General features: G+C 72.3%; 12 protein-coding genes. 7 read left to right on the top strand and 5 right to left on the bottom strand.

The window, feature by feature from the left end:
* Positions 1–401: 401 nt before the first annotated feature.
* Positions 402–950, bottom strand: coding sequence for a MarR family winged helix-turn-helix transcriptional regulator (locus ACZ48Z_RS36395; protein ID WP_468740194.1), 549 nt, complete (start codon positions 948–950; stop codon positions 402–404).
* Between the two features lie 122 nt (positions 951–1,072).
* Between ACZ48Z_RS36395 and ACZ48Z_RS36400 the strand changes: the two genes are divergently transcribed.
* Entirely contained in the window at positions 1,073–2,341 is a 1,269-nt protein-coding gene (locus tag ACZ48Z_RS36400; RefSeq protein WP_468740290.1) for an MFS transporter, read from the top strand.
* A gap of 23 nt (positions 2,342–2,364) precedes the next feature.
* On the opposite strand, the gene ACZ48Z_RS36405 is transcribed toward ACZ48Z_RS36400, so the two are convergent.
* Both ACZ48Z_RS36405 and ACZ48Z_RS36410 read right to left on the bottom strand, forming a co-directional pair.
* Positions 2,365–3,990 (bottom strand): SpoIIE family protein phosphatase, encoded by a 1,626-nt coding sequence (locus ACZ48Z_RS36405; RefSeq protein WP_468740195.1) that lies wholly within the window; start codon positions 3,988–3,990, stop codon positions 2,365–2,367.
* A gap of 218 nt (positions 3,991–4,208) precedes the next feature.
* Entirely contained in the window at positions 4,209–5,588 is a 1,380-nt protein-coding gene (locus ACZ48Z_RS36410) for an NAD(P)/FAD-dependent oxidoreductase (RefSeq protein ID WP_468740196.1), read from the bottom strand.
* Positions 5,589–5,962: 374 nt separating this feature from the next.
* Here ACZ48Z_RS36410 and ACZ48Z_RS36415 point away from each other — a divergent pair, with 374 nt between their 5' ends.
* Positions 5,963–6,745, top strand: a complete 783-nt coding sequence (locus tag ACZ48Z_RS36415) for a TetR/AcrR family transcriptional regulator (RefSeq protein ID WP_468740197.1) — start codon at positions 5,963–5,965, stop codon at positions 6,743–6,745.
* Positions 6,746–7,016: 271 nt separating this feature from the next.
* Positions 7,017–9,011 carry a sigma-70 family RNA polymerase sigma factor gene (locus tag ACZ48Z_RS36420; RefSeq protein ID WP_468740198.1) on the top strand — a complete coding sequence of 665 codons (1,995 nt, stop codon included), beginning with the start codon at positions 7,017–7,019 and terminating at the stop codon, positions 9,009–9,011.
* Here ACZ48Z_RS36420 and ACZ48Z_RS36425 read toward each other — a convergent pair.
* Both ACZ48Z_RS36425 and ACZ48Z_RS36430 read right to left on the bottom strand, forming a co-directional pair.
* Positions 8,998–12,303, bottom strand: coding sequence for an AfsR/SARP family transcriptional regulator (locus tag ACZ48Z_RS36425; RefSeq protein ID WP_468740199.1), 3,306 nt, complete (start codon positions 12,301–12,303; stop codon positions 8,998–9,000). The genes ACZ48Z_RS36420 and ACZ48Z_RS36425 overlap by 14 nt on opposite strands.
* Positions 12,304–12,962: 659 nt before the next feature.
* A complete protein-coding gene (locus tag ACZ48Z_RS36430; protein WP_468740200.1) occupies positions 12,963–15,047 on the bottom strand; it encodes an asparagine synthase-related protein in 2,085 nt (694 codons plus the stop codon).
* Between the two features lie 683 nt (positions 15,048–15,730).
* Here ACZ48Z_RS36430 and ACZ48Z_RS36435 point away from each other — a divergent pair.
* From ACZ48Z_RS36435 to ACZ48Z_RS36450, 4 genes are all read left to right on the top strand, one after another.
* Complete coding sequence (locus tag ACZ48Z_RS36435) at positions 15,731–17,155, top strand: MFS transporter (protein WP_468740201.1); 1,425 nt, start codon at positions 15,731–15,733, stop codon at positions 17,153–17,155.
* Between the two features lie 73 nt (positions 17,156–17,228).
* Positions 17,229–18,449: an L-2-hydroxyglutarate oxidase gene (lhgO, locus tag ACZ48Z_RS36440; protein WP_468740202.1), complete on the top strand. Its 1,221-nt coding sequence runs from the start codon at positions 17,229–17,231 to the stop codon at positions 18,447–18,449.
* A 204-nt stretch (positions 18,450–18,653) separates the two neighbouring features.
* Positions 18,654–19,508 carry a tRNA (guanosine(46)-N7)-methyltransferase TrmB gene (trmB, locus tag ACZ48Z_RS36445; RefSeq protein ID WP_468740203.1) on the top strand — a complete coding sequence of 285 codons (855 nt, stop codon included), beginning with the start codon at positions 18,654–18,656 and terminating at the stop codon, positions 19,506–19,508.
* 51 nt (positions 19,509–19,559) lie between these two features.
* Complete coding sequence (locus ACZ48Z_RS36450) at positions 19,560–20,933, top strand: PrsW family intramembrane metalloprotease (RefSeq protein WP_468740204.1); 1,374 nt, start codon at positions 19,560–19,562, stop codon at positions 20,931–20,933.
* Positions 20,934–20,946 lie beyond the last annotated feature (13 nt).

Raw genomic sequence — 20,946 nt, forward strand, 5'->3', positions numbered from 1 at the left:
TCGGTCTTGCGTTTCCGACTCTACCAGACCGTTTCCCGGCCCGATTTCCTCGGTGCTTTCCAGGTTCCCGCTTCCGCGTTTCCCTTTCCGGCGGTTCCGACTCTATCAGATCCTTTCGGGCCTGATTCCCAGTCAGAGGGGGCTTGTCTTCCCGGCTGTTGGGCCGTTCTGACGTCTCAAACCTTAGCGGATTCTCTCGGCGGCCCCAAATCGAGGGCCGCACCCGAATCGAATTGAATTCGGGCACACCGAATTCATCCCGGCTGGGCGATCATGCTGTTGGTTTGAGTGGCCGCTCTCGCGGCAGAAGGTGCTGCCGAAAAGCCGTTACGGCCCCGTGGCAACCCGAAGAACTCTACGGATCGTGGAGGTGGCTGTCAAGCACCCTCTGTCAAGATCTTTTAGTCGAGGTCGCTGAGGCGCCCGCCGGCGTCCGGCTGTGCGTGTTCCACCCTACGCAGGAGCCGGATGAGGACGTCCCCGAGGGCGTTGCGCTCCTCGGCGGAGAGGTCCTGGAGCAGATCCTCCTCGAAGACAGTGGCCCGGCGCATCGCCTCCAGCCACTTCTCGCGGCCCTCGGCAGTGAGTTCCACGATCACGCGGACACGGTTGGACTCGTCGCGCTCCCGGGTCACCAGCCCCTCGGCCAGCATGCGGTCGATCCGGTGGGTCATCGCGGCCGGCGTGAGGCCGAGGCGCTTGGCGAGGTCGCTCGGGCCCATCCGATAGGGGGCGCCGGAGAGCACGAGGGCCTTCAGCACCTCCCACTCGGCGTTGCTCATGCCGAGAGCGGCGGTCTGACGGCCGTAGGCGACGTTCATGCGGCGGTTCAGACGGGAGAGCGCCGAGACGATCTGCTCGACCTGGGGGTCGAGGTCCTGGAACTCGCGCTGGTAGGCGGCGATCTGCTCATCGAGCGTGGGCTCGGGGGCGCCAGGGGTCTCGGCCATGGCGGCAGTATCGCACGCACCTCCTTTGCCTTGAAGTCCTTCTCTGTGTACTCTTTAGCTTCGAAGTTTAGCTTTGAAGTCTTCAGACCTAACTAGTGAGAGAGGTGAACGTGACCAGGGCGATGGGCGCAGCGATGCGCCGGATCCACGTGGGCAACGCACTCAGCGCGTTCGGGCTCGGTTTCACCGTCCCCTACCTGTACGTCTATGTGGCGCAGGTGCGTGGGCTGGGAGCCATGACGGCGGGGCTCGTCCTCGCCGTCTTCGCGGTGGCGGCACTGGTCGTGCTGCCGTTCGCCGGGCGGGCCATCGTCCGGCGGGGCCCGCTGCCGGTGCTGCTCACCGCCCTGGTCACGGCCTCGATCGGGGCTTTGAGTCTCGGTCTCTCGGGTCACGCGTCGACCGTGCTGCTGTCGGCGGCGGCGCTCGGGGCCGGTCAGGCCGTGATGCAGCCGGCGCTGGCGACGATGATCGTCGACTGCTCCACCTCGGAGACCCGGTCCCGGGCCTTCGCGACGCAGTTCTTCCTGCAGAACCTCGGGCTGGGCGTCGGCGGTCTGATCGGCGGGCATCTCGTCGACACGTCGAGCGCCGCGTCCTTCACTTTGCTGTTCGCGATCGAGGCGGCGATGTTCCTGCTGCTGGTGGTCGTGATGGCGACACTGCGGCTGCCGCGCGCGCCGCGGATGGAAGGGGCGCCGACCTCGTCCGCCAGGAGCAGCTGGAAGCAGCTGCTCGGCAACCGGGCCATGGTGCAGCTGTGCGTGCTGGGCTTCGTGCTGTTCTTCGCCTGCTACGGACAGTTCGAGTCGGGCCTGGCCGCCTACGGCGTCGAGGCCGCCGGGATCTCGACCTCCGCGCTGGGGTCGGCTCTGGCCGCCAACACCGCGATGATCGTGGTCGCGCAGTTCGCCGTGCTGAGGTTCGTCGAGCGGCAGAAGCGGTCCCGGGTGATCGCTGTGGTCGGACTCATCTGGGCCGTGGCGTGGGTCACCGCGGGTTATGCGGGTCTCGGACACGGCAGCCATGAGATGGCGGCGGCCGCGTTCGTGTCGACGTACGCGCTCTTCGGGCTGGGCGAGGCGATGCTGTCGCCGACCGTGGCACCGCTGGTGGCCGACCTGGCGCCGGAGGGGATGGCGGGCCAGTACAACTCCGCCTTCGCCCTGGTGAAGCAGCTGGCCCTGGCGGTCGGCCCGGCGGTCGGCGGGCCGATGGGGGCGTCGCTGCACACGCCGTACATCGTGACGTTCCTGCTGTTCTCGCTGGGGATCACGTACCTGGCCCTGCGGCTGGGCAGGCAGCTGACGGCCGTGCAGGACCAGCCGTTCCTGCGGAAGAGCAGGGTGGTGGCCCAGGGCGGGACCCAGCAGGAGTCGATCGCCGCCTAGCCGCGAGCCGCCCGCCTACAGCTCTATTTGGGCAGCACGAACTCGCACCAGACCGCCTTGCCGCCTCCGGGCGTTCTCCGGGAGCCCCAGCTCGACGCGATGGTCGCCACGATGGCGATGCCGCGACCCGACTCGTCTCCCGGTTCCGCTCGGCGGCGCCGGGGCAAGTGGTCGTCGCCGTCCGTCACCTCGACGATCAGGCGCCGGTCGGTGCGGCGCAGGCGCAGTCGCATCGGCGGCGTTCCGTGCTGCAGGGAGTTCGCCACCAGCTCGCTCACCGCCAGAACGCCCAGATCGTGGAGTTCGACGGGGAACCGCCAGCTGGTCAGCACGCCGGAGGCGAACGCACGCGCGCGTGGGGCCGCTTCGACGCCGCCGAGGAGTTCCAGCCCGGCGTTGCGGAAGAGGTCGCCGTCGGGGCCCGTGTGGACCGGGTGCTGGAGGACCATGACGGCCACGTCGTCGTCGTGTTCCGCGGTGACGCCGGCGGAGCGGATCAGGCGGTCGCAGATCACCTGGGGGCTGCCGGTGGCGCCGGCCAGGGCGCGTTCCAGGGCGGCGATGCCCTCGTCCAGGTCCTCGTTACGGCGTTCCACCAGGCCGTCCGTGTAGAGGACCGCCGTGGAGCCGGGGCTGAGCGGGATGGAGCCCGAAGCGGGCATCCAGCCGCCGGTGCCCAGGGGCGGGCCGGTGGGTTCGGCGGCGCGCAGGACGACGCCGTTCTCGTCGCGGACCAGGATGGGGAGGTGGCCGGCCGAGGCGTAGACCAGCATTCCCTCGTTCGGGTCGTGGATGGCGTACACGCAGGTGGCGATCTGGTTGGCGTCGATCTCCATGGCGAGGCCGTCCAGGAGCTGGAGGATCTCGTGCGGCGGGAGGTCGAGGCGGGCGTACGCCCGGACCGCCGTGCGGAGTTGCCCCATGACCGCTGCCGCGCGGACCCCCCGGCCCATGACGTCGCCGATGACGAGCGCGGTGCGTCCGCCGCCGAGGGTGATGACGTCGTACCAGTCGCCGCCGACCGCGGCCTCGGTGCCGCCGGGGTGGTAGGTGGCGGCGATGCGCAGGTCGTCGGGTTCTTCGAGCTCCTGGGGGAGCAGGGAGCGCTGGAGGGTGACGGCGGTCTCGCGCTGGCGGCGTTCGCTGGCTCTGAGGCGCTCGGCGGCCTCGGCGTGGTCGGTGACGTCGGTCGCGAAGACGAGTACGCCGCCGTCTCCTTCCGTCACCGGGGTGCAGGTGAAGGTGTAGGAGCGGCCGTCGGGGGCCTTGCGGGACTTGACCGTGCGCGGCTTGCCGCTGCGCAGGACCTGGTCGAGGAGCGGGAGGAGGCCGAGTTCGTCGAGCTCCGGGAGTGCTTCTCGGGCCGGCCGGCCGGGCTGGCGGAGGCCGAAGGCCACCACATAGGCGTCGTTGACGTAGGCGAGGCGGTGGTCGGGGCCGTGGACGAGGGCGACGAGGGCGGGGACGCGGTCGAGGACCTCACGCACCGGCAGTTCGTCGACGGCGGGAACCGGCACGGTGAGCTGTTCGGCGCGGGCCGCGGGGACCGCTCCCTCGCTCAGGCGGTCCTCGGTGACCAGGTCGTCGGTCCGCGCTGCGGCGCGGCGCTGCGTTCCGGGGAGGCGGGCGCTCCAGCGCGTGAAGTTCACGAATTCTTGCCTCGCGTCGTCGTCTTCGGCGTCTTCGGGCCGGCTCCGGGCCCGGCCGGGGGGCTGGGGACGGCAGCCCGGGGGTGCAGCACGGTGGGAAACCTCTTGGGTCGATGGGCGGGCGGCTGCCCGTCCAGGTCGGGCACCAGTGTGGCAGGGGGCCGACCGGGTCGACATTCGTCAGACGCCGGGGCGGTCCGCGGAGTTCCTCGGTCGGGTCAGGACGACCCCTTCGGGTCGTCAGTCGGTTCGAGAGGAGGCTTTCCACCGGCCGCGAGTTCGAACTCCGCTCGGGGATGTTCGAGTGAACCGAGGGAGACGATCTCCCTCTTGAAGAGACCCGACAGGGTCCATTCGGCCAGGACACGGGCCTTGCGGTTGAAGGTGGGCACCCTGCTGAGGTGGTAGGCGCGGTGCATGAACCAGGCAGGGTAGCCCTTCAGCTTGCGTCCGTAGACCTGCGCGACACCCTTGTGAAGACCGAGCGAGGCCACCGAGCCGACATACGCGTGCGCGTACGTCTCCAGGGGCTCGCCCCGCAGGGCGTGGGCGATGTTGTCGCCGAGGGCCCGGGCCTGGCGGACGGCGTGCTGGGCGTTGGGGGCCGTCTCCCTGCCGGGTTCCTGGGCGGTGACGTCGGGGACGGCGGCCGCGTCTCCGGCCGCCCACGCGTGTGTGGTGCCGTCGACGGTGAGCTGCGGGGTGCATTTCAGCCGACCTCGCTCGGTGAGCGGCAGGTCGGTGGCGGCCAGGAGCGGGCTGGGTTTCACGCCGGCCGTCCAGACGACCGTACGGGTGGGGAAGCGGGCGCCGTCGCTGAGGACGGCGACGCGGTCCACGCAGGACTCCAGACGGGTGTTCAGCCGTACGTCGATGTTGCGGCGGCGCAGCTCGCTGACGGTGTAGCGGCCCATCTCCTCGCCGACCTCGGGAAGGATGCGGTCGGAGGCCTCGACGAGGATCCACTTCATGTCCTCGGGGAGGACGTTGTGGTAGTAGCGCGCGGTGTAGCGGGCCATGTCCTCCAGCTCGCCGAGCGCCTCCACGCCCGCGTAGCCGCCGCCGACGAAGACGAAGGTGAGGGCCGCGTCACGGATCGCGGGGTCGCGGGTGGAGGAGGCGATGTCCATCTGCTCGATGACGTGGTTGCGCAGGCCGATGGCCTCCTCGACCGTCTTGAACCCGATGCCGTGGTCGGCGAGACCGGGGATCGGCAGTGTGCGCGCGATAGAACCGGGGGCTAGGACGAGTTCGTCGTACGACAGCTGCTCGGCGCCCGTGCGCTCCTCCTCGGTGGCGAGGGTGGTGAGGGTCGCGGTGCGTTTGGCGTGGTCGATCGCGGTGATCTCGCCGACGACGACGTGGCAGCGGTCGAGGACGCGGCGCAGCGGTACGACGACATGGCGCGGGGAGATCGATCCGGCCGCCGCTTCGGGCAGGAACGGCTGATAGGTCATGTACGGGTCGGGCGCGACGACGGTGATCTGCACATCGCCCCTGCCGAGTTCCCGTTTCAGCTTGCGCTGCAGACGCAGAGCCGTGTACATCCCGACGTAGCCGCCGCCGACAACCAGAATGCGCGCACGTTCCTTCACCATCCCATGACGCACCCGCCGCTTGAGTTTGTCCACAGCCTCGACAAATTGTGTGACCGGAAGCAGTCGGCGCGCCGTGCCGGCCGAATCGTCGGAGCGCGCGGAAGGCTCGCAGGTCAGGGGGTGTGCGTCGGGCGGACGGAGGGGGTGCAATCGGGGCGTTTGCCACCCGTACTCCGATCGGGGGGCGCTCCGTGCGGAACCTGCCCCTTCTGAATTGACCCCCACTCAACTATGTTCGTGTGACGACGGGGTGTAGGGGGATGCGCTCCGGGTCCGCTTCGGGCGGACTCGCGAAACGGGCCTGTTCCGTACGCTCCGGCATTCGATGGCGGGGAGAGTCTCCGGGGGGAGACGTCATTACCGGGGGATTATTTATGCACATTCAGGACTCTCATTGGTCCACCGCATCGGCCATCGCACCCGGCGGCGGGGCGTTGGGCGGCGCGATGGGCTCGGCGATGAGCGCGGCGGGCAACGGACGTGACGGATCGCGTTCGGCACCGCTGCGCGTGGACGCACAGCGCAACCTGGAACACGTACTGCGCGCGGCGCGCGAGGTCTTCGGCGAGCTGGGCTACGGCGCGCCGATGGAGGACGTGGCGCGGCGCGCGCGGGTCGGTGTCGGCACGGTGTACCGGCGCTTCCCGAGCAAGGACGTCCTGGTCCGGCGGATAGCCGAGGAGGAGACCTCCCGGCTGACCGACCAGGCACGGACGGCGCTCGGCCAGGAGGACGAGCCGTGGTCGGCGCTGTCGCGCTTCCTGCGTACGTCGGTCGCGTCCGGCGCCGGGCGGCTGCTGCCGCCGCAGGTGCTGCGGGTCGGGGTCGCCGACGAGGGGACCGACGGCTACGACGGGACGCGGGTGCCGCAGCAGCGGACGACTCCGGGCGCCGGTGAGCTGCGGCTGGTGCCGGAGGAGACCTCCCTGGTCTCCGCCGACGACGACTCCGGGGCGGCGGCGCTGCTGGAGGTCGTGGGCAGGCTCGTGGACCGGGCGCGTGCGGCCGGTGAGCTGCGGACCGACGTGTCGGTGTCGGACGTCCTGCTGGTGATCGCGACCGCGGCGCCCTCGCTGCCGGACGCGGCGCAGCAGGCGGCGGCCTCGGCGCGGTTGCTGGACATCCTGCTGGAGGGGCTGCGGTCCCGGCCGGCGTGACTCGAAGGGGTGACAGCGGGGTGCGGGCGCGATGCCGTCCGCACCCCGTCGCATTCCCGGTCATTTCCGACGCGCGGTCCCACTCCGGCTCAACTCCTGTCCCGTGCGCGACAGTTGAGCATTCCCCGAACGGGTGGCGGTTAGTGCCGCACAGCCGGAAAACCCCACGGACGAGTGGAAGCACCGCAGTCAGCCCTACTGACTAAAAGTCGATATGGCACTCTGACCCGGTGTTCGGGACTGGTTGGGCCGGCGGCGGGGGCATTCCGCGATGAGCGTTGACGGGCGGAACGAGCCGCAGGACGAGGGCGACGGTGACGCCGCCGGCGGCACACCACAGGTGCCGGAGCAGGGCAGCCGGGCAGGAGTTCCGCTGGACGCCGGCATCCCCCGGGGCGCCGCCGTCCCTCAGGCCGGCATCCCGGCGCAGGGCGGCGAACCGGTCGAGGGCAACGTGCCCGCCCAGCGCGACCGCCGTGAGGACGGCAGCGTCCTGCCGCCGCCCAGGGACATGCCACCGTCCGACACCGACCTGATCGAGCGGATGCGCGCCGGCGACGACACCGCCTACGAGGCGCTCTACCGGCGGCACGCGGAGGCGGTGCGCCGCTACGCCCGCACCTGCTGCCGCGACGGCCACACCGCGGACGACCTCACCGCCGAGGTCTTCGCGCGCATGCTCCAGGCCGTGCGCCGCGGCCACGGCCCCGAGTACGCCGTGCGCGCCTACCTGCTCACCAGCGTCCGCCGGGTCGCCGCCGACTGGACGAAGTCGGCGAAGCGTGAGCAACTCGTCGACGACTTCGCAGTGTTCGCCACCCAGGCCTCACGGTCGGCCGAGGCGTCCGACGACACCGCGTCCATGGGTTCCTTCGGAGCGGGGCTGGATCTCGGCGCCGATGTGCGCGCGATGCACGAGGCCGAGCAGTCCATGGCCATGCAGGCCTTCCGGTCGCTGCCCGAGCGCTGGCAGGCCGTGCTGTGGCACACCGAGGTCGAGGACGAGTCGCCGAGCGAGGTCGCCACCCTCTTCGGTCTCGACGCCAACGGCACGCGCGTGCTGGCCAGCCGCGCCCGCGAGGGCCTCAAGCAGGCCTACCTCCAGGCCCACGTCAGCGCGAGCCTCGCCACCGACGAGGAGTGCGCCCGCTACGCCGACCGGCTCGGCGCCTACGCCCGCGGCGGACTGCGTACCCGCGCCGAACGGGGCCTGCGCAAGCACCTGGAGGAGTGCGCCAAGTGCCGGCTGGCCGCGGGCCAGATCAAGGAAGTCGCCAGCGGTATCCCTGCCGTCGTACCGCTCGCGGTCATCGGCTGGTTCGGGGCCGCCGGGTACGCCAAGGCCATCGGGCTCATCGCCGGCGGTGCCGGGGTGGGAGCGGCCGGTGCCGCCGGCGCGGCCGCCGCGGCGAGCGGGGGTTCCTCGGGCGGGGCGGGTGCCGGTGGCGCCGCTGCCTCTGAGGGGCTGGGCGCGCCGGTGAAGGCCGGCATCGCCGCCGGTGTGGTCGCCGTGGCCGCCGCCGCGGTGGCGCTCGCGCTGGTCGGTGACGACAGCCCGGCCAGGAAGCCGGACGCCAAGCCGCCCGCGTCCGCGCCGGTGGTCCAGCCCGCCGACCCCAGCCCCGCCCCGAAGGAACCCGAGCCGCAGCCCCCGGTGATCCCCGTCGCCGCCGCACCCACCCCCACCGCGACGCCGACACCGACCCCCACACCGACCCCGAAGCCCAGGACCACCCCCACTCCCGCGCCGACCCCCACCCCGAAGCCGACACCGACCCCGAGACCCGCCCCCACACCCACGCCGGTACCGACTCCGACTCCCCCGCCTCCGCCGGCCGTCTACCAGTGGAGCGAGCTGGCCTACGACATCTCCGGCGACGGCAGCGGGCCCGAGATGCGGATCAGCGAGAGCAGCTGGGTGTGGCAGCGCTACGGCGTCTCGATCGCCGACCGGGAGTACGCCCACGGCGTGACGGTGCACGGCCGCTCCTCCGTCACGATCGACCTCAACCGCGCGTGCTCCTCCTACGACGCGGTGGTCGGCGTCGACGACATGACGCTGGGCCTCGGCACGGTCTACTTCTCCGTCTACGCCGACGGGGTCCGGCTGTGGAGGTCCGGACCGGTCGAGGGCGGCGAGCCGGCCGTGCCCGTCCATGTGAACCTCGCCGGGCGCACGACCGTACGGCTGGTGGTCGAGCCGCACAGTCCCTTCGACGACCTCATGCTCGCCGACTGGGCGGAGTCGAAGTTCAGGTGCTCCTAGCGCGCCGCGCCTGAAGCGCCTCGTCGAGTTCGGCGAGGGCCTCGCCCGGGGTGAGCTGCGTGCCGCGGGCGTGTTCCGCCGCGTGGCGCACGGGGCCCAGACCGGTGCGGGCAGCGGCCTCGGCGCGCTCCGCCGCCACGCGTTCGGGGTGGGGGCGCGGGTCACCACCGCGCCACCGCTCACCGGCCGCGAGCAGCCGAGCCGCGCGCGGGAGATCGCCCAGGTCGCAGAGCAGGCCCGCCGCGCCGTCCACGAGTGCCGCCACGACCGCGTCGGCACACCGCTTCTCGATCGCCTCACGGACGGTGTCGGTCAGCAGCGGCAACCCCTGCTCCGGGCCCGACTCCTCGGCCGTCACCATCGCGTCGACCAAGTTCAGCATCACCGTGAACATCGGCGGCGGGGACCCCTGGCCGATCTGTTCACGGACCGCCTCCACCAGATGGCGCGCGCGAGTGGCGTCCTTCTCCTCCAGGGCCATGTGGGCCTGGAGAAGCCGTACGAACGCCCTGGTCTCCGGGACTCCGTACCGGTCTCCGGCGGCGGTCGCCTCGTCCAGGGTGGTCAGCGCGGCGGAGCGGTCACCGGTGCGGTACGCGACCTCGGCGAGACGGGCGATGAGGAACGGTGTCTCTGCGTACGCGCCCACCTCGTGGGCGAGGCGCAGCGCCTGCTCGTACTCCTCCTTCGCCTCGGCGGGGCGCCCGCGGGCCATGGCCGCCTCACCGGCCGCGCTGCTGACCTGGGCACGGAGCCAGCGGTCGCCCACGCGGCGGCTGAGGACACGCAGCTCTACCAGGTCGTCGTCCACGCCGGCCATTCCGCCCGGGGAGTCGACGATGGTGTGGGTGCGGAACATCAGGGTCATGGCCACGGACCAGTCGTCGCCGTGGGCCCGGCAGTTGGCCAGGGAGGTGTCCATGAGGGAACGGATGCTCATGGGGTCTCCCAGCGCGAGACCGGCCATGGGCCAGATGATCCCGGGGAGGCGGGCCGCGTCGGGCCCACCGCGCTCGAAGTGTTCTCGGACGCGGGCGACAAAACGAAGCAGGCGTTGGTCGAGCCGGCCGTCGACGGGCTCTGTCTCGGCCTTGAGGAAGAGGTACAGCATGCGGAGGTTCATGCGTGCGGGGTGCGCGGGATGGGTCGTCTCCGCGTGCGGGGCGGCGAGGTAGACGTCGATCGGGTCCTCGGCGTCACCATCGGCGGCTGCGGTTACGGGTTCGCCGCGCGTCGCCGCTGCGGGGGCGGTCGCGCTCCGTCTGTCCAGCGCCGCCCCCAGACTCAGCACCCGGTCCACCCACGTCAGGCCCTCGCGGCGGTAGTTGCGCAGCCACCAGAACCAGCCCATGGCGAGGACCAGGGCGGTGCCCTGCGCTTCGTCGCCCGCGGTGAGGGTTCGGTCGAGGGCCGCGCGGATGTTGTCCAGCTCGGTCTCCAGGCGGGAGATCCAGGGGAGTTGGCCGGCGGAACGCAGTTGGGGGTCGGCCTCCTCGACCAGCGCGCGCACCCACGCGCGGTGTCGGCGCTCGGCGGCGGCTCGCAGGGCGGGGACCTCGGCGGCGCGCTCGACGGCGTACTCGTGGATGGTCTCCAGCATGCGGTAGCGCATGCCGTCCGAACCGTCCCGCTCCCAGGGGGTGGCCACGATCAGGGACTTGTCCACGAGCGCCCCGATGATCTCCGCGGCCGGCCCGGTGCACACGGCCTCCGCCGCCTCCAGCTCCCAGCCGCCCGCGAAGACGGACACCTCGCGCAGCAGCGTCCGCTCCCGCTCGTCAAGCAGCTCCCAGGACCAGTCGACAACGGCCCGCAAGGTCTGCTGGCGGGGCAGGACGGTACGACTGCCGGAGGTGAGAAGCCGGAAGCGGTCGTCGAGGCGGTCGGCGATCTGGCGAGGCGTGAGGAGCCGTAGCCGGGCCGCTGCCAGCTCGATGGCGAGGGGCAGTCCGTCGAGGCGCCGGCAGATCTCGGCGACGGCCTCCTTGTCGGCGAGCACACCGGCCGCGTCGGGACGGACACCGGCGGCGCGCTCGGCGAAGAGGCGGTCCGCCTGGTCGGGCAGGAGGGGCTCGACCGGCCGCACCGACTCCCCCGGCACGCCCAGGGGTTCACGACTGGTGGCCAGGATCGTGAGCTTCGGGCAGCGGGTGAGGAGGGTCTCCGCGAGGTGGGCCACCGCTTCGATCACATGTTCGCAGTTGTCAAGGATCAGGAGTCGGCTGCGCGAGGCGCAGTACTCGATGAGCAGGGCGAGCGGGTCGTCCTGCGGGGCCGCCAGCTCGGTGGTCATGAGCACGGTCTCGCGCAGACCGAGCGCGCTGACCACCGCACCGGGCACCGCCTCCGGCCGGTCGAGCGGGGCGAGCTCGACCAGCCACGCCTGCGGGAGGCCGGCGGCGGCTTCCTCGGCGAGACGGGTCTTCCCGGATCCGCCCGGTCCGGTGAGGGTGACGAGACGGACCCTGTGCAATTCGGAACGGATGGCGACGAGTTCGGGTTCCCGGCCCACGAAGGAGGTAAGGCGCGGACGGATGTTGCCGTCGCGTTCGATTCGAGGGCGGGTAAGGGGACCCGGGGCTGCAAGCAATTCACCGTGCAGGGCGCGCAGTTCCGGGCCCGGGTCGGTGCCGAGGCCGTCGACGAGGACGTGCCGGGCGGCCTCGTACGCGGCGAGGGCGTCGGCGCCGCGGCCGCTGTCGCGCAGGGCGCGGATGAGCAGGACGTGCAGCGGCTCGTCGTAGGGATGCGCCCCGGTCAGCTCCTTCAGCTCCGGTACGACGTCCTTGGCGCGGCCGAGCAGCAGGTCGGCCTCGATCCGGGCCCGGTGGGCCTCCATGCGCAGGGCCTCGGGGCGGGTGGCGGCGGTGCGGTCGGGGAGGTCGGCGAGGGCGGGACCGCGCCACAGGGCGAGGGCTGTGGTGAGGTCCTGGACGGCAGTCTGCGCGTCCTGCCGGGCCAGAGCGGTGGTTCCCCGCCGTACGAGGCGCTCGAAGACGTACAGGTCCACGGCGTCCTCGGCGGCGGCCAGCCGGTAGCCGCCCGGCTCGGAGACGATAGCGTCCTTGCCGACGGTGCGGCGGAGTCGGCCGACCAGCGCCTGGAGGGCGGCCGGGGCGTCCTGGGGCGGGTCGTCGTCCCAGACCTCGTCGATCAGGGTCTCGGGGGTGACCGTGTGGCCGGGCCGCTGGGCGAGGGCGGCCAGCAGGGTGCGGACACGGGGCCCTCCGACGGGCACGACGACACCGTGATCGTCCACTGCCTCGGTCACGCCCAGGATTCTGTACCGCACGAGGTCATTGTCACCGGGTTCCTTGTGGGAGCGCTGGTGGATTTCGCGTGGGGGGTGCCGGGTGCGGGCCGGTGGGGGCTGGTCGCGCAGTTCCCCGCGGGGCGCTGCGCTGGGCTTGGGCCGGGCGCCTACGGGAGTGCCTCGCGGGGACGAGTGGCGGGTGCGGGCCGGTTGTGGCTGGTCGCGCAGTTCCCCGCGCCCCTAAGGAGTTGCAGCCGGCCTGCGCCACGACGGGCCGTTCGTCACCCCTTGCGCACCAGGACGGACATGGGGTTGTCGGGCGGGTACGGGTCCGTTGTGGCTGGTCGCGCAGTTCCCCGCGCCCCTAAGGAGTTGCAGCCGGCCTGCGCCACGACGGGTCGTTGGGCACCCCTTGCGCACCACGACGGACCGCTCGCCCGATCGCGCGCGGAACGACGGACCGCGCGCCACAAAGCGCCCGCAGCCGCCGACGGCGTGAAGGGGGCGGGGTGGGGGGTGTCCGCCCGCAGCGGCCGGCGTCCGGAACCGGGTGCTGTTCAAGGAGCCGAGCCGCCGGACCGAGGACGGACACCCCCCGCCCCGGCCCCGACCCACCCACCGAACCGCACGCACTCAGGGGCGCGGGGAACTGCGCACACAACGCCCACCCCCACCGAACCCGCAGACAAACGACAACCTCACCCCGCGGCCCCCGCCCCCAACGCCCCCCGCTGCGGCCGAATCCCCGCCGGCACCGCACGCGCGCGTGCCGGGGTTCCCGTCCAGCACGTACCCCGACGAGCCAGCAACCGCCCCAGCCACAGCTCAAGCGAGACCAGATCGGCGAGACCGTCCAACGGCAGCGGCTCCCCCTCCGCCGCCCCGCGGAGCGCCTTGCGGACCACCCGGGCCTCGACCAGCCCCGCCTGCGCGAGCAACGGCGTGCCGAACAACGACATCAGGGAGTCCGCCGCCACCCGCAACCCCGTCCGGGTCGCCGCGGCCGAGGAGGCGTGGGAAGGGGCGCCCCAGCCGGGCGGGAGGTCGGAGACACCGGCGCCCTCCAGGACCGTACGGAGGATCTCGGCCCGGGCGCCGGGCCGGACCCGCAGCGCTTCGGGGAGGGCACGGCAGGCCCGCACCACCTGGTTGTCGAGGAACGGCGCGTGCAGCCGCTGGGAGCGGATCTCCACGGCCTGCTCCAGGACGCGGAGATCGGACGCGTGACGCGCGAGCGCCGCACGCGCGCGGAAGTCACCGGGATGCTGTCCGGGACCGACCCCGGAGCGGTGTGTGGCGCCCTGGAGGCGAACCGATACTTCAGCGAGCGCCTCCCCCGTAAGCCAGCGCGCCGCGGGCCCAGGTCTGGCCCAGGTGAGTGCGGCGAGAGAGGCTCCCACCGCACCCCCGGGCTCGTCGAAACGCTGGTGCATGAGCCGGTCGGCCAGCATCTCCAGACCGACCCGGTACGGCGTACGGGCCAGCCGTCGCGCGGCGCCGTACACGCGCGCGGGGACGAACACGGAACCGTCGGCCTTCGCCAACGCGGCCACCGGCCGCACCAGATGGCGCCGCTTGCGGTCCATCAGCAGGTCCGCCAGACGTGCCGGGTGCGCGTCCAGCACCTGCCGGGCCCCGTACCCCGTGAAGTGGTCGGCGCTGCCCGCCGCCAGCCGCGCCCGATGCCGCGCGGCCGTCACCAGGCATGGCCCCGGCTCGTCCGTCAGGGGCCCGTCCAGCTCGGCGTACGGAAGGGTTTCCTCGCCGCCCGCCACCACCACGTGGTGCAGTCGGGGATTCGCCGCGAGCGCGCCCGCCCGTTCCACCTCGGCCTCCCGCCCGCCCACGACGAGGTCGTTGAAGGTGACCGCGAGCAGCCGCTCACCGGCCCCGGTTCCGTGGCCCAGGACCGTGCCCGGCATTCCGGGCAGCCCGGCGGCGAGCAGGGCGAGCGTTCCCGACGCCGGCCCCCCGGACAGGTCGGCCCCGATGCCCGGTACCGGCATCCCGCGCGCGGCACGTCGTGCGGCGGGCCCCATGCCGGGCACCGGGCCGGGGTCGATGTCGGGCACGTGCCGGGGCGCGGAGAGCCGGGCCCGCACCGCCTCGACGAGGGCGTCCCGCACAGCGTCGACCGCACTGTCCGGATCGGCGGAGGGCGCGGCGACCGCGAGGGAGGCGACCGGCTCGTACCCGGCGACCTCGCGGGCGCCGTTGCGCAGGATCAGCGCGTGACCCGGCGGAATGCGCCGGACGCCCTCGTAGGGCGTGGAGTCGTGGAGGGCGGCCGGTACGTCGGGGGCGGCGAGCAGCGCGGCGAGGTGCCCGAAGTCGAGGTTGGCCTCAATGAGGTCGGCGAGGGGCAGGGCAGCGGTCGCGTAGGCCGTGCCGCCGGCCCAGGGCGTGTGGAACACCGGCCGCGCGCCCGCCAGGTCCCCGCACACGGTCATCCGGCGGCCCACCTGGACCACCGCCGTGTACGCCCCCGACCACGCCGTCAGATGCCGAAGTGCCCCTCCGCGCGCGGCGAGCAGTCCGATCCGCAGCTGTTCGTCGGACGCCCCGCAGGTGCCGAGGACGGCGATCCGGGTCTGCGCGTCGACGGTCAGCACACGCACCTCGTCGGGACGCCAGTCGCCGACCGCCCACAGGGGATCCGGGTCGCCCCACAGGAGGTGCGAACCGACCGGGTGCACGGTCTCGCCGTCGCTTCCGGTGGCCCCCGCGCCCCCGATTCCGGGAACACCCGCGGCGGTGCTGCTCCACCCCACCAACCACCGCATGGACGCCTCCACAGGCTGTGGACAACCAGTGCACCGTTCGAACCGGTCCCCATGCTGCCATGAAGGACGCGCGCCGGAGGGCCGGTGGAGCCTCTGGAGATGCGGGGAACGCGCCCCTGCGAACAACCGCGTACGCCTGTGAACACCCGCACCGGGCCAAGGGCGTGCGACGCGAATGCGCCCCCGCTGCGCTCCCCAAAAACGCCTAACGCGCCCTCAACTGCCATGGTAGGAGGGCTGATCGCCCACGAGAAGCGGGGTTGATTTTCGGCCAAATCGGCGGCATCGGAGCAGGCTCGGCCACACTCCGTACACGTTCCGCGCGCCGCACGGCAGGCGCGCAGCCCGGGAGACGCCACTTCGCCCCCCGGGCCGGTCCGCCGCCCGCGGGGATGTAGGCGGCGGTGTCCCCCAGCCCACTGGATCCAGTACAGCGGGCCGACCCACGCATCATCCATGGAAGCGCTCCCCTCATGGCCGGAGAAGAGCGCACGGACGGGCGCACGGCCACACGACAGGAGCACGAGGCAACTGCGCGTATCGGACCCGTACTTCAGTACGGACCACAATCCCGCCATCCGGAACAATGCCCCTTAACGCTTGGGATGCGGCGAACTACGCTGGGTTTACGAATGCCGGGTGGTTATGCCAGCGCGGCAGCCGTCTGTGTCGAGGGGTGGCGCATGTCCAGGGAGCAACGCGGGCCGAACGAAAAACTCGGCGCCGTTCTCGCCCTCGCGGGAATCAGCAACGCAGGACTCGCGCGTCGCGTCAACGATCTTGGCGCTCAACGCGGGTTGACTCTTCGCTACGACAAGACGTCGGTGGCGCGCTGGGTGTCGAAGGGCATGGTGCCGCAGGGCGCCGCGCCGCACCTCATCGCGGCCGCCATCGGCCAGAAGCTCGGCCGCCCGGTGCCGCTCCACGAGATCGGCCTGGCGGACGCGGATCCCGCGCCCGAGGTGGGCCTCGCCTTCCCCAGGGACGTCGGACAGGCGGTCAGGTCGGCGACGGAGCTCTACCGTCTCGACCTCGCCGGGCGCAGGGCCGGCGCGGGCGGCATCTGGCAGTCCCTCGCCGGGTCGTTCGCAGTGAGCGCATACGCAACGCCTGCCTCACGCTGGCTGATAACCCCGGCCGACAGCTCGGTCGCGCGTGAGGTGAATCACTCCGAGGGCTCCGGCGCACCGCTCAAAGTCGGCCACAGTGATGTGCTGAAGCTGCGGGAGGCGGCCGAGGACGCCAGGCGCTGGGACTCCAAGTACGGAGGCGGCGACTGGCGTTCGTCCATGGTGCCGGAGTGCTTAAGGGTGGAGGCGGCACCGCTGCTGCTCGGCTCCTACTCCGACGAGGTGGGCCGGGCACTGTTCGGGGCTAGCGCGGAGCTCACGCGGCTGGCCGGATGGATGGCCTTCGACACCGGGCAGCAGGAGGCGGCGCAGCGGTACTACATCCAGGCGCTGCGGCTCGCTCGCGCGGCGGCCGACGTCCCGCTCGGCGGGTACGTGCTGGCGTCCATGTCGTTGCAGGCGACCTACCGGGGCTTCGGCGACGAGGGCGTCGATCTCGCGCAGGCCGCGCTGGAGCGCAACCGGGGGCTGGCGACCGCCCGCACCATGAGTTTCTTCCGGCTCGTCGAGGCGCGGGCACACGCGCGTGCGGGAGACGCCGCGGCGGCCGGAGCCGCGCTGAAGGCGGCCGAGGGCTGGCTCGAACGGTCCCGGGAGGGCGACAACGACCCGACGTGGCTCGGGTTCTACTCCTACGACCGGTTCGCGGCCGACGCGGCCGAGTGCTACCGCGATCTGAAGGCGCCGCGTCAGGTGCGACGCTTCACGGAACAGGCCCTGTCGAAGCCGACGGAGGAGTTCGTACGGTCGCACGGGCTGCGGCTCGTCGTCTCGGCGGTGGCCGAGCTGGAGTCGGGCAATCTCGACGCGGCGTGCGAGCAGGGCGTGCGGGCGGTGGAGGTCGCGGGGCGGATCTCCTCGGCCCGTACCACCGAGTACGTGAAGGACCTGCTGCACCGGCTGGAACCGTACGGGGACGAGCCGCGGGTGGTGGAGCTGCGGGAGCGGGCCAGGCCGCTTCTGATGGCCCCGGCGTAAGCCCAGGACAGCGGCACCGCCCCCCGCGTTTGAAGCGACTGTCAGTGGTGCAGTGCACTATCGGGGGTGGGAGGTGGTGCAGGTGTCATCGGGGATCGCTTACGACTGTGACGTGCTCGTCGTCGGTGGGGGCATCGTCGGGCTGTCGACTGCGTATGCGATCACCCGTGCGGCGCCCGGGACCCGGGTGACCGTCCTGGAGAAGGAGGCCGGGCCCGCCCGGCACCAGACCGGGCGGAACAGCGGCGTGATCCACAGCGGGATCTACTACAGGCCCGGATCGCTGAAGGCGCGGTACGCCGTGCGCGGGGCCGCCGAGATGGTCAAGTTCTGCGCGGAGTACGGCATCGCTCACGCCGTCACCGGAAAGCTGATCGTCGCGACCGAGCGGAGCGAGCTGCCGCGCCTGCACGGACTGGTCCAGCGCGGCCGGGAGAACGGCATTCCGGTGCGCGAACTGGGGGCCGCCCAGATCGCGGAGTACGAGCCCGAGGTGGAGGGGCTCGCCGCCATACATGTCGGCACGACCGGGATCTGCGACTTCGTCGGGGTCGCGCGCCGGCTGGCCGAGGCATCGGGGGCGGAGATCCGGTACGGCGCCGAGGTGCAGCGCGTCGACAGGCGGCCGGAGCGCGGGGTCGCCGTCCTGACAGGTGCCGGGGATGTCGTCCGGGCGCGGGTGCTGGTGAACTGCGCCGGTCTGCACTGCGACGAGGTGGCCCGGCTGACCGGGGACGACCCGGGGATGCGGATCGTGCCGTTCCGGGGCGAGTACTTCACGCTGGCGCGGCCCGAGCTGGTGCGGGGACTGGTGTATCCGGTGCCGGACCCGGCGTTTCCGTTCCTCGGGGTGCACCTCACGCGCGGCATCGACGGAGGAGTGCACGTCGGGCCGAACGCGGTGCCGGCACTGGCCCGTGAAGGGTACGGATGGGGCGTCGTACGGCCCCGGGAGCTGGCGGCGACACTGGCCTGGCCGGGGTCGTGGCAGATCGCTCGGCGGCACTGGCGGTACGGGGCGGGCGAGCTGCGGCGGTCGGTGTCCCGGACCGCCTTCACCTCGGCCGTCCGGAGGCTGCTGCCCGCGGTGACCGCGGACGACCTGGTGCCCTCGGCCGCGGGGGTGCGGGCGCAGGCGGTGCTGCGGGACGGGACGCTGGTGGACGACTTCCTGATCCGGGAGGGGGCTCGGGCCGTGCATGTGCTGAACGCGCCCTCGCCTGCGGCGACCGCTTCGCTGCCGATCGGGCGGGAGGTGGCTCGGCGGGCGTTGGAGGCGTTGCGGGGCGTGTGAGACTTCGCGGACGTGTGGAGCCGGTCGCCTGCTGGTGCCGGGTGGTTCTTCTCGCCCCCGCCGCCCCTACCCGTCCCGTCCTCCGGGGGCTCCGCCCCCGGACCCCCGCTCCTCAAACGCCGGAGGGGCTGGATTGTCGGAGGGGCTGAATTGCCGACGGGGCTGAAGCGTCGGGCTGCTCGTGGCCGTAAAATCGGTTCCACTGTGTCTGACTCCCTCAATGCTCCCGAAGCCTCCCCGCCCCCTCACGCCCCCGGTGTCTCCGTCCGGCACGGTCGGACCAAGGGGGAGCCGCGGTTTCCCGACGGGCCCAGTCCCGATCCCGCGGGGTCGCACTTCGAGCGGCGGATCCGGAGTTTCCAGCCCCGGCGGAGCCGGGTGACGGCGGGGCAGGCCGACGCCCTGCAGCGGCTGTGGCCGACGTGGGGGCTCGACATCGACGGGCAGCGCACGATCGACCTCGGCGAGATGTTCGGGAACGATCATCCCGTCGTGCTGGAGATCGGGTTCGGGATGGGCGAGGCCACCGCGCAGATGGCCGCCGCGGAGCCGGGCACCAACATCCTCGCCGTCGACGTGCACACCCCCGGGCAGGGGAACCTGCTCAATCTCGCCGAACAGCAGAAGCTGTCCAATGTCCGCGTCGGCAACGGCGACGCCATCATCCTGCTGCGCGAGATGCTCTCCGAGGACTCGCTCGCCGGGCTGCGCGTCTACTTCCCGGACCCCTGGCCCAAGAAGCGGCACCACAAGCGGCGGCTGATCCAGCCGGAGTTCCTGGATCTGGTCGCGGCCCGCCTCATGCCCTCGGCGCTGGTGCACTGCGCGACCGACTGGGAGCCGTACGCCGAACAGATGCTCGAAGTACTCACGGCGCATCCCGACTTCGAGAACACCCAGGCCGACGGCGGTTTCGCGTCGCGTCCCGGCTTCCGGCCGCTGACCCGTTTCGAGGGGCAGGGGCTGGACAAGGGACATGTCGTGAACGACCTGCTGTTCCGCCGCGTACAGCACGGCGACCGAACCGACCGGTCCGCTCAACCCCCCGCCGACGCCTGAGCGTCCTCGCCCTGCTGCGGGCGGCGCCTCTGTCTCGTTAAGGTCGATGCCGTGGCCACCTGTCCCCCGTATCCGACACGCCCCGGTGATCCCTCCGGCGGCGGTGCGCTGCGGCATGCGCACTGGTGGCAGAAGAAGTGGGTGCGTTACGGCGCCCTGATCACGCTTCTGGCGCTGTCCGGGCTCGTGATCCTCGCCCTGGTCCGCCAACAGACCGGCACCGAGGGGTTCCTGGTCGGTCTTGGCCTCGCGGTCCTGCCCGTACCGCTGCTCATAGCCGCCTTCCGCTGGCTCGACCGGGTCGAGCCGGGCCCCTGGCGCAATCTGTTGTTCTGCTTCGCCTGGGGTGCCTGCGCGGCCGCGCTGATAGCGATCATCGCCAACAGCTTCGCCACGAAGTGGATAGCCACGGCCACCGCCGACCCCGCCGGCGCGGACACCCTCGGCGCGACCGTGATAGCGCCGGTCGTCGAGGAGTCGGCCAAGGCCGCCGCCGTTCTGCTGGTCTTCCTGTTCCGCAGACGGGACTTCACCGGGATCGTCGACGGGGTGGTGATCGCCGGGGTCACCGCGACCGGGTTCGCGTTCACCGAGAACATCCTCTACCTCGGCACCGCTTTCGGTACCGACCAGCTCAGCGGCGACCGCGGCATCGCCTCCGTCACCGCCGCGACCTTCTTCGTACGCGTGGTCATGTCGCCGTTCGCGCACCCCCTCTTCACCGTGCTCACCGGCATCGGCTTCGGCATCTCCGCGCTCTCGGCGGAGCGCCAGCACATCCGGCGGGTGCTCGTCCCGCTGTCCGGGCTGCTGCTCGCGATGGGCATGCACGCGACCTGGAACGGCTCGTCGACGTTCGGCGAGTACGGGTTCTTCGCGGTGTACGCGATGTTCATGGTGCCGGCGTTCGGGCTGCTGACCTGGCTGGTCATCTGGACGCGGCAGCGGGAGCTGAAGACCGTGCGGGAGGAGCTGCCCGCGTACGCCGTCGCCGGCTGGCTGGCCCCGACCGAGCCGTATGTGCTCGGGTCGATGCGGGCGCGGCGGGTGGCTCGGGAGTACGCGCGGCGGCAGTCCGGCGGGCGGCCCGCGGCGCGGGCGGTCGCGCAGTACGAGGCGTACGCCACCTCGCTGGCCTTTCTGCGGCACCGGGGGCGGCTCGGGCGGGCGAACGCCGACTTCGTCGTACGGGAACGGGAGTTGCTGCACGAGCTGTGGCGGCGCCGGGACGTGGCGCGGCCCGCGCTGGACCACGCGGCACGCATGACGGCACCGCCGGTCCCGGTGGCCGCGCCGCCCTGGCCGGTGTACGGGGTGTACGGGTATCCGGCGCAGCCGGCCCAGACCGTCCAGCCGTTCCGGATGGCCCCGCCGGTCCACTATCCGGCGGCGCCGTATCCCGCGTACAACCCGTACCGGACGTAGGGCCGCGCGGCCC

The sequence above is a fragment of the Streptomyces sp. NPDC031225 genome (genome assembly GCF_055570355.1).